Annotated in this window: 10 protein-coding genes; 2 read left to right on the forward strand and 8 right to left on the reverse strand. The window is 68.4% G+C overall.

Annotated features, from left to right (window positions below):
* Positions 1–35 precede the first annotated feature (35 nt).
* Genes ACE11G_RS08100 through ACE11G_RS08125 form a run of 6 tightly spaced genes read right to left on the reverse strand, consistent with a single transcriptional unit; the run spans position 36 to position 6,223 of the window.
* Positions 36–908 (reverse strand): hypothetical protein, encoded by an 873-nt coding sequence (locus ACE11G_RS08100; RefSeq protein ID WP_006895071.1) that lies wholly within the window; start codon positions 906–908, stop codon positions 36–38.
* Complete coding sequence (locus ACE11G_RS08105; RefSeq protein WP_006895070.1) at positions 908–1,984, reverse strand: hemolysin family protein; 1,077 nt, start codon at positions 1,982–1,984, stop codon at positions 908–910. Before ACE11G_RS08105 ends, ACE11G_RS08100 begins: the two co-directional genes overlap by 1 nt.
* Positions 1,977–3,365 (reverse strand): hemolysin family protein, encoded by a 1,389-nt coding sequence (locus ACE11G_RS08110; RefSeq protein WP_006895069.1) that lies wholly within the window; start codon positions 3,363–3,365, stop codon positions 1,977–1,979. The genes ACE11G_RS08105 and ACE11G_RS08110 overlap by 8 nt, the downstream gene beginning before the upstream one ends.
* 9 nt (positions 3,366–3,374) lie before the next feature.
* Positions 3,375–4,811, reverse strand: a complete 1,437-nt coding sequence (locus ACE11G_RS08115) for a GuaB1 family IMP dehydrogenase-related protein (protein WP_006895068.1) — start codon at positions 4,809–4,811, stop codon at positions 3,375–3,377.
* A 35-nt stretch (positions 4,812–4,846) separates the two neighbouring features.
* Positions 4,847–5,785 (reverse strand): M48 family metalloprotease, encoded by a 939-nt coding sequence (locus ACE11G_RS08120; RefSeq protein WP_375004009.1) that lies wholly within the window; start codon positions 5,783–5,785, stop codon positions 4,847–4,849.
* A 45-nt stretch (positions 5,786–5,830) separates the two neighbouring features.
* The gene (locus ACE11G_RS08125) at positions 5,831–6,223 is read right to left on the reverse strand and encodes a BlaI/MecI/CopY family transcriptional regulator (RefSeq protein WP_375004010.1); all 393 of its coding nucleotides are present in this window, start codon (positions 6,221–6,223) and stop codon (positions 5,831–5,833) included.
* A 288-nt stretch (positions 6,224–6,511) separates the two neighbouring features.
* Here ACE11G_RS08125 and ACE11G_RS08130 point away from each other — a divergent pair, with 288 nt between their 5' ends.
* Positions 6,512–6,934, forward strand: a complete 423-nt coding sequence (locus tag ACE11G_RS08130; protein ID WP_045537875.1) for a PaaI family thioesterase — start codon at positions 6,512–6,514, stop codon at positions 6,932–6,934.
* Between the two features lie 57 nt (positions 6,935–6,991).
* Here ACE11G_RS08130 and ACE11G_RS08135 read toward each other — a convergent pair whose 3' ends face one another.
* Positions 6,992–8,422 (reverse strand): NAD(P)/FAD-dependent oxidoreductase, encoded by a 1,431-nt coding sequence (locus ACE11G_RS08135; protein ID WP_006895064.1) that lies wholly within the window; start codon positions 8,420–8,422, stop codon positions 6,992–6,994.
* Between the two features lie 92 nt (positions 8,423–8,514).
* The gene (locus ACE11G_RS08140; RefSeq protein ID WP_006895062.1) at positions 8,515–9,135 is read right to left on the reverse strand and encodes a GNAT family N-acetyltransferase; all 621 of its coding nucleotides are present in this window, start codon (positions 9,133–9,135) and stop codon (positions 8,515–8,517) included.
* Positions 9,136–9,254: 119 nt separating this feature from the next.
* On the opposite strand from ACE11G_RS08140, the gene ACE11G_RS08145 reads away from it, so the two are divergent.
* The gene (locus ACE11G_RS08145) at positions 9,255–9,686 is read left to right on the forward strand and encodes a thioesterase family protein (RefSeq protein ID WP_062367703.1); all 432 of its coding nucleotides are present in this window, start codon (positions 9,255–9,257) and stop codon (positions 9,684–9,686) included.
* Positions 9,687–9,733 lie beyond the last annotated feature (47 nt).

Below are 9,733 nucleotides of genomic sequence, written 5' to 3' on the forward strand. Positions count from 1 at the left end.
AATCATTCATGTTACAAGGGGTTACCAGCGAGTATTTATCCGAGGCCGACCGATTCGAGAAGGCTGTCGCAGGTTGTGATGAGGGCCTCACGGAGTTCCTGCCCGCGCCGCGCGATAGCCGCCTGCTCGCGGACGTACCGGGCCCGCCCCTCGGGCGTCTCGATGGCCACCGGTGCGTAGCCGTACGAGGTGAGGTCGTACGGACTGGCTCGCATGTCGAGTTCCCGCGCGTCCAGGGCCAGCTCGAAGCAGTCGGCCAGCAGGTCCGCCGGGAGCAGTGGCGTGAGGCGCAGACAGTAGCGGTACAGGTCCATCGTCGCGTGCAGGCAGCCCGGCTGCTCGTTGTCGACGGCTCCGGCTCGACTCAGGGCGGTGGCGTTGCGCCCGACCGCGTCCGCGGTGAAGAACCGGAAGGCGTCGAAGTGCGTGCACGCGAGTGTGCTCTCCTCGACCACGGCGTCGGTGCCGCGCGCGCCGAGCCGGAGCGGCAGTTCGTGACGGGTCTCGTCGGCGCGATACACCATCGCCCACTCGTGCAGGCCGAGACAACCGAGGCGCGGTGCGCGGTTCGCCGTCGCCCGCGTGATGCGGACGGTGTCGGTGAGCAGCCGGACCCGGGACTCGAGATGTTCGCGCGTCACCTCTGCGGTGCCGTCGACATCGACGCGGTAGCCACGCAGACCGGAGTAGCGGTGGGCCTGGGCCAGCCGCACACCGTAGCCGGGATGCCAGCGCAGCACCTGACCGGGGCGGGCCGAGTAGTAGGTGAACAGGAAGTCGATGACCGGGTGCTTGCGTCCTTCGTTCCGCATCCGCAGATACGGACCGATGAGGGTCTCGACGCGCTCCCGGTGGGCGTCGGCCCGGGACTGCCACTCCGGGCGCGACAGCGTCTCCTGCCGCTGCATCAGATGCGGTGCGTGGAGTCGCGGAGGTCGCCGACGAAGGCCTCCGCGAGGTCGGCGAGTGCGATGACCCCGATGATCGTGCCCGCCGTGTCGACGACCGCCCCGAGGTGGGCGCTGGTGCGGCGGAGCACGACGGTGGCTTCGTCCAGCGGTGTCGCCGAACCGATCTTCGGCAGCGGCCGGATCTGGTCCACACCGATGATCGACTCCGGGCCGACGGCCGGATCGAGGATGTCGTCGAGCACGTCCTTGATGTGCAGGTAGCCGATGAACGAGCCGTCCAACCCGCGGACGGGGAAGCGGGAGTAACCCGTCTCGCGCACCGCACGCTCGACTGAACCGAGTGTGGGACCGAGTCCGCCCGTCGATGCGTCGAGCTGAACGCGCACGCTGCGCACCGTGCTCAGCGGGATCATCAGTTCGGCCACCGTCCGTTCGACGGTCGTCAGTGCGCGGGTGAGCCGCTCGTGCTCGTCGGCGTCGAGCAGACCGAGCTCCCGGGACTCGCCGATCATGTCGGCCAGCTCGGCCTCGTTGACCGTGGTCGCCAACTCGTCCTTGGGCTCGACGCGCATCGCCCTGAGCGAGATGTTCGCCAACGCGTTGTAGAACCAGATCAGCGGCCGTGCGACGCGCATGAAGACCAGGTGCACCGGAACCACCAGCATCGCCACGGTCTCGGGGCCGGCGAGCGCGATGTTCTTCGGCACCATCTCACCCAGCAGGATGTGCAGGATCACCACGATCGCCAGACCGATCGCGAAGGCGATCGGGTGCAGCAGCTGACTCGGCACGCGCATCAGATCCAGCGGTGCGCTGATCAGATGGGCGATGGCCGGTTCGGCGACCCGACCGAGCAGGATCGAACAGATCGTGATTCCGAGCTGCGAGCCCGCGAGCATCAGCGACAGATGCTCGGAGGCCTCGATCACCGTGCGGGCACGCTTCTTTCCCGATTCCTCGAGGGCGACGAGCCGGTCCCGCCGCGCCGCGATGAGCGAGAACTCGCCGGCGACGAAGAAGGCGTTGGCGGCCAGGAGCACCACCGTCAGCAGGATTCCCCACCAGTCACCCACGGGACGCCTCCGTCCCGCCGGGCTCGGCACTGCCGTCGATGATCGTCATCCACACCTTGTCGACGCGGCGCTGATCCATCTGCACCACGGTCGCGCGCCATCGGGGTTCGGGTTCGTCGAGGAAGTTCTCGCCGGCCGACTCGCGCTGCGGAAGGTCGACGATGTCGCCGGTGCGCGGAATGCGGCCGAGGCAGAACATCACCAGTCCGCCGAGCGTCTCGTACGACCCCTCGGGTGCGCGGTAGCCGGTGCCGCTCTGCAGTTCGTCGAGCCGCAGCAGCCCGGAGCAGCGGAAGCCGTTGCCGACCGGAGTCACGTCCGACTCCTCGACGTCGTGCTCGTCGGTGACGTCGCCGAGGATCTCCTCGACGATGTCCTCCGACGTCACCAGGCCCGCGGTGCCGCCGTACTCGTCGATGACCACGCAGACCTCGAGGCCGTTCGACGAGATGCGATCCATCAGCGAGTCGCCGTCGAGGCTGTCCGGGACCCGGGTGATCGGGCGTGCCAGCGACCGCAGCGACGTGGTCGCGAGGCTCTGCGGCGGCAGGGTGAAGGCCTGCTTGATGTGGACGACGCCGACGAGGTTGTCGAGGTCGCCGCCTTCGGCGATCAGGAACCGGGAGTGGCCGGTCCGGGAAGCGGCGGCGATCAGATCGCGCACCGAGTCGTTGGGTTCGAGCGATTCGATCCGCACGCGGGGAGTCATCAGGTCCGCGGCCGTGAGATCGCCGAAACGCAGCGACCGGTCGACGAGAGTCGCGGTGTCGGGGTCGAGGGCCCCGCGCAGCGCGGAGTTGCGCACCAGCGCGGCGAGTTCGGCAGCCGACCGCGCCGACCCGAGTTCTTCGGTGGGCTCGATGCCCAGGCGCCGCACCAGTGCGTTCGCCGAGCCGTTGAGGCCGTTGATCGCCGGCCGGAAGAACGAGGAGAACATCGCGAGGGGAGTGGCGGTGGCGCGCGCGACCGCCAGCGGCTTGGTGATCGCGAGGTTCTTCGGTATCAGCTCACCGAGGACCATCGAGAGCGAGGTGGCGATGATCAGGGCCAGCGCCAGGGAGATGCCGTCGGCGACTCCGTCCGGAATCCTCATCGCCTCCAGCACGGGCGCGAACAGGGTCGCCAGCACCGGTTCGGCGATGTAACCGGTGATCAGCGTTGTGATCGTGATGCCCAGCTGGGCGCCCGACAACTGGAAGGAGAGGGATCGGTGCGCTCGGTCGACGGCTCGCGCACGGCGATCGCCGCGACGCGCGACGTCGCCCGCGATGGTGGACCGTTCGAGCGCGGTCAGCGAGAACTCTCCGGCGACGAACAGCGCCGTGCCCAGCGTCAGCGCGATGAATCCGGCCAGACTCGCGATGATGACGAATACGTTCACCGGCGCGGGTCACCAACCACCCGGGAGCGGGCGTCCCTCGGCGAAACCGGCGGCGGACTGGACGCCCAGTACCACCTTGTCGTGCAATTCCTGCAGAGTCGAGGCACCGGCGTAGGTCGCGGTGCTGCGGACTCCTGAACAGATGTGGTCGATCAAGTCCTCTACTCCGGGGCGGTCGGGGTCGATACGGATGCGCGAGGAGGAGATGCCCTCCTCGAACAGCGCTTTCCGGGCACGATCGTATGCGGCGTCGGCGGACGAACGCGCGGCGACGGCGCGTTTCGACGCCATGCCGAAGCTCACCTTGTATTCGCCTGCGGAGTCGGCGTGCAGGTCGCCCGGCGACTCGTACGTTCCGGCGAACCAGGAACCGACCATCGCATTCGATGCGCCGGCCGCCACCGCCAGCGCCACGTCCCGCGGGTGCCGGATGCCGCCGTCCGCCCACACCGCCGCACCGTGCTCGCGTGCGACGGCGGCGCATTCGGCGACCGCCGAGAACTGTGGCCGGCCGACGCCGGTCATCATCCGCGTGGTGCACATCGCGCCCGGGCCGACACCGACCTTGACGATGTCGGCGCCCGCCTCGATCAGATCGAGCGTGCCCTGTGCGGACACCACATTCCCCGCGGCCAGCCGGACGCCGAGATCGGCGCCCGCGATTGCGGCGAGCGCACTGATCATCTTCTCCTGATGTCCGTGAGCGGTATCGACGACGAGCAGGTCGGCCCCGGCCTCGACCAGTGCGCGGGCCTTGCCGACCACGTCCCCGTTGATGCCGACCGCGGCACCGATCCGGAGCCTGCCCGAGGCGTCCACGTTGGGGCGGTAGATACCGGACCGGAGCGCGCCGAGGCGGGTCAGCACGCCGGCGAGCTCGCCGGCTCCGTCGGTGAGTACGGCCAGGTCGGCGTTCGCCTCGACCAGCGCGTCGAAGACAAGCCGGGGGTCGGTCTCGGCGGGCAGGGTCACCGGCACGGGCTCGGCGACCGAGGCGACATCGGTGAAGAGGTCGATCTCGTGTCCGGGCGCCGCGCGTGGGATCAGTCCGATCGGCCGACGTCCGTCGAGGACCACCGCGTAGCCGTGCGAACGCTTCGGGATCAGTGCCTGCGCATGCGCCATCACGTCGGTCGCGCAGAGGGTGACCGGCGTCTCGGCCACCAGGTGCGCATTCTTGACGTAGGCGATGGTCCGGGCCGCGACATCGAGCGGCACGTCCTGCGGAAGCACCACCAGGCCGCCGCGTCGCGCCACGGTCTCGGCCATCCGCTTTCCGGCGATCGCCGTCATATTGGCGACCACCAGCGGGATGGTGGTGCCGGTGCCGTCGGAGGTCGACATGTCGACGTCGAACCGCGAGGCCACCGACGACCGGTTCGGAACGATGAAGACGTCGTCGTAAGTCAGGTCGTAGTGCGGTGCGTGGCCGTCCAGGAAGCGCACGGGGAACCTTTCATGTCACAGCGTCTCGGCGGTCGTCAGTGGTGGGCGATGAGGCGGCTGAGCTCGGTGAGCCAGGGGATGGCCACCGCGAGGGTCGGAACGACCAGGATGGCCGCGGCGAGCAGGTAGGCCGTCGCCGAGATGCGGCGTGCGGAGTGCATGTATGAGAGCCGCCGGACGCGGACGAGGGTGGTCGGGCCGCCGACCGCCATGGCGCCGCGAGGTGCGGTCGCGTCCGCGCAGGCCACCAGTGCGCGGCCGAGAGTGGTGGGAGTGGTGGCACGCGCGGCCTGATCGTCGGCCAGGGCCTCGGCCAGCAGTTCCACCGACCCGAGCGCGGACTTGGACCGGACGAATCGGGGGAAGGCCTCGTGCAGCGCGATGAATGCCTCAAGCACCAGATCGTGCCGGGCCCGCAGGTGTGCGCGTTCGTGTTCGATGACGGCGGTCAGCTCGCGCTCGTCGAGTCGAGCCAGCACACCTTCGCTGAGGACTACTCGCCTGCGCAGTCCGGGCAGGCAGTAGGCGAGCGGCGCGGGGACGTCGAGGATCCGGATGTCGCGCCCGGCCGCGAGCCTGCGGTCGGCGTTGTCGACCAGGTCGATGAGCGTGCGGTGCGCATTGCGTCGCGCCCGCGTGCGGATGCCGACGCGGATCACGGTGTACATCAGGCGCGCGCCGATGAGGAGGGTCAGCGCGAAGACCGCGACGTAGACCGTCCAGAGAAACCAGCCGAGCCGGTGGGTCTCTTCGATGGGATTGCTGGTCGGCGCACCGTTGGGCCCGGGCGAGAGCAGGTTGGCGGCGATCGCGAGCCCGGTGCTGAATGCCGACAGCACGGCTGCGAGGGCGATCGACTGCCACAGGGCCATCGCCGCACGCGGAGCGTAGAGCGGCCAGGTGGCGCGGGAGAGGGAAGCGGGGATCGGTCCGACCAAGGCGATCGTGAGGATGCCGAACAGCAGCGCCGTCATGGCCCTCCCCAGGTCGTCGGAGTCGGTGATCTCATGTCAGGGTAGTCAACTGTGGCTGCCGCGCGTGGCTTCCAGCTCATCGAGAGCTTCGCGCAGTGCCGCGGCTTCGTCCGAGCCGACTCGTCCGACGAACGAGACGAGGGCCGCGTGACGCGAGTCCGGGGCGTCGGCGGAACTGAGTGCGTCGACCATCAGCTTGGCCACGAGGTCCTCGCGCGGCGAGGTGGCCGTGTACTGGTGTGCGCGGTCGTCACGGATCTGGGTAACCAGACCCTTCTTGGTGAGACGCTGCAGCACGGTCATGACGGTCGTGTACGCGAGAGTGCGGCTCTTGGCCAGTTCGGCATGCACCTGACGCACGGTCTGTGGCGTCGCGGACGCCCACAGGGTGTCCATGACGGCACGCTCGAGATCGCCCAATCCATTCATCTTCTTCATCTTACGTCGACTCCCTGATTTCTCCGCTTCGTGCCGGTCATGGATCGTGTCGGTCGAGGCCGCCATCGCTCACGATTGTGTAACGCGTGAGGCGGGGAAGGAGTTCCCGTCGGCTCTGCGGCGGACCGTGTTGACACGAAACTAAGGTTAGCCTACATTCATCACCAAGGATCGCGTGAGAGTCCTGAGGGCTGCAGAGACCCCCGATCCGCGACGGTGACCCCCGTGTTCGATGAGGAGCGCGGGGGTCACTGGCGTCTCTCCTACCGGCAGTGGCAGGGTTCACGTATGGAAGAGACGTCAATTGCGATCGACCCGACCGAGGCCCGAGGCCTCGACCGACTCCTCGGCTTCACCGTGACCCACGCAGACGGCGAGGGACTGCGCGGCACGCTGGAGCTCTCCGAGATCCATCATCAGCCCTTCGGCATCACTCACGGCGGTGTGTACTGCGCACTGGCCGAGAGCGCCGCGAGCATCAGCGCCTTCTGCTGGCTGCAGGAGAGCGGACTCGGCGGGACCGCCGTCGGTGCGAACAACTCGACCGATTTCCTCCGCTCGGTGTCGAGCGGGACGCTGTCGGTGTCGACCAGCCCGATTCACCGGGGCCGCCGCCAGCAGCTCTGGCAGGTCGACATCACCGATCAGACGGGCAGGCTCGTCGCGCAGTCGCGGGTCCGCCTGCAGAACATCGAGACACCCGCGGGCTGAGAATGCCGATCGGGCCCTCTCGCCGCGGCGAGAGGGCCCGATCACGGGAACGATCGGTCAGCCGGCGGTGTCGGTCCGTTCGGGGCCGTCGCCGTCGGCGCGGGCGGCCTCGGCCAGCCGGAGCCGTTCGAGATAGGACAGTTCGGTGAGGGCGGTCCGCGCGTACACCTGCTGCTCGGTGACCGCCAGCTGAGTGCGCCCGCGGGTGTTGAAGGCGAAGAACCAGTTGATGATGGTGTTCAACCGGTTGCGGAAGCCCACCAGGTACACCAAGTGGAGTGCGAGCCAGCCGAGCCAGGCGATGTAACCCTCGCTCTCGAACTTCCACTTGGTTCCGGGGATCGGCACCTGCATCACGGCGCTGAAGCGTGAGACGGTGGCCATCGAGCCCTTGTCGAAGTAGCTGAAGGGCTTGCGCTGGTCGGGCGTCTGCCCCTTGCGGATCTCCGCGAGAATCGCGTCGGCGGCGTACCGGCCGCCCTGGATCGCGCCCTGCGCGACTCCGGGGACGCCGTCGACCGCCATCATGTCGCCCACGACGAAGACGTTGGGATGACCGGGGATCGTGAGGTCCGGTCCCACCTTCACCCGGCCCGCGCGGTCGAGTTCGGTGTCGGACTGATCGGCCAGCACCTTGCCGAGCGAACTGGCCTGCACACCGGCCGACCACACCTTGCACTGGCTCTCGATGCGCCGGGTGGTGCCGTCCTTCTCCTTGACGGTGAGACCGTCGTAATCGAGATCGGTCACCATCGCACCGAGTTGCACGTCCACGCCGAGGCGTTCGAGCCTGCGTCGCGCCTTCTCGCCGAGTTTGGGGCCGAAGGGCGGAAGAACGGCGGGCGAGGCGTCGAGAAGGATGACGTTCGCGTCGGTCGGATCGATGTTGCGGAACGCGCCGCGGAGCGTCTTGTCGCTCATCTCGGCGATCTGACCCGCCAGTTCCACACCGGTCGGGCCCGCACCGATCACGACGAAGGTCAGCAGCTTCTTCTGCTCGGCCGGATCGTTGGAGAGCTCGGCCTGCTCGAAGGCGCCGAGGATGCGGCCGCGCAGTTCCAGTGCGTGGTCGATCGTCTTCATGCCGGGTGCGTACTCGGCGAAATGATCGTTGCCGAAGTACGACTGGTCGGCCCCGGCGGCGATGATCAGGTCGTCGTAGGCGGTCTCGGTGACGCGCTCGAGCAACTGCGAGCGGACCACCTGGTTCTCGAGATCGATGTCGAACACCTCGCCCAGGAGGACCCGAGTGTTCTTCTGCTTCCGCAGCACCACCCGGGTGGCCGGGGCGATCTCGCCCTCGGCGATGATGCCGGTCGCGACCTGGTACAGCATCGGCTGGAACAGGTGATGGGTGGTCTTCGCGATCAGGGTCACGTCCACGTCGGCCTTCTTGAGGCGCTGTGCCGCGAACAGACCGCCGAAACCGGAGCCGATGATCACCACCTGTCGGCGGCGCCGCAGGCTGGTGGCTGGGCTGCTGGTCATTGAATGTCTCCTGGGTGGTGGGTTCACATGACGAGGTGAAGCGGATGCTCGGTGATGCCGGGCCCCTGACCGATCACGGTAGTCCGCGACGATCAGGCGGTCATCTCGACGGTGCCGGGGCCGCGCGCACGGTGCCGGGGTCCGGACGGTGCGACGGCTGCGGGCCGGCGGGTCCGGAGCCAATCGGCGCGGCAGATCTCGTACTCCACATCGTGACCGGTGAATCCGTCGTCGAACTGCTCGCGACGCAGGTGTTCGGCCGCCAGACGCATGCCGAGTTTCTGCATCACCCGCTGCGATCGCATGTTGTCCGGGTGAGTGCTGGCGAAGATCCGCTCGGTCCCGGTCTCGGTGAAGGCGACCGAGATCAGTGCGGACGCCGCCTCGGTCGCCAGTCCTCGGTGCCACGATTCGCGCCGCAGCCGGTAGCTGAGCTCCAGCTCCGGCACCGCCGAATGCCGGGGTGCCCGCAGCCAGACCCAACCGGTGAACAGCCGGGTTCGGCGGTCGAACGCGACCCAGAGGCCGGTTCCGCATTCGCGGAACTGCGCCTGGGATCGGGGGATGACCCAATCGGTGATCATCGCCGGCGCAGTGGCTTCGCCTCCGGTGACGAACTCCATCACCACCGGGTCGGCGTCCAGGCCGTGCAGCAGCGGTGCGTCGTGAGGTGCCACGGGGCGCAGCCGAAGTCGTCGAGTCCCGATGTCCACGTGGGGAGTGTATCGGCGACGACCGACATCGCGGCGCGACTTCGGGTCCGTCGGCGAGGCGCACCGACCGACCCGTCCCGGCGGGCCGGACTGTCGGAGGTGGGCGATAGGGTGCACGCATGCCCGACACACCGTTCGTCGTCGAGATTCAATTGCGCTGGGGCGACATGGACCCGCTCAGCCACATCAACAACGTGCAGTTCGCGCGGATCCTCGAGGAGGCTCGGGTCCGGGCCATGCACCTGTGGTTCCAGAAGGACGATCGGCGGTTCGGCTTCCTGATCGCGCGGCAGGAGATCGAGTTCGTCACTCCGCTCCTCTATCACCACGAATCGGCCAAGGTCGAGATCTGGATCTCACGGATCGGCGAGAAGTCGTTCGACTACGGCTACCGCGTCCGCGCCTGGGACGGCGAACTCGCTGCGCTCGCCGAGACCACCTGTGCCGTGGTGGATCTCGCGACCGGCCGACCCGCGCCGCTCCCGGAGGCGGTGCGTGCGGGGCTCGCCGAACACACCGGCGGGGAAGTGGAGTTCCGGCGGCGCCGCTGACACCGTCCCAGACGGCCGAGCAGTCCGGTAGCGCCAGTTGAGCAGAG

This window comes from Gordonia sp. PS3 (assembly GCF_041950545.1).
Lineage (GTDB): Bacteria > Actinomycetota > Actinomycetes > Mycobacteriales > Mycobacteriaceae > Gordonia > Gordonia sihwensis.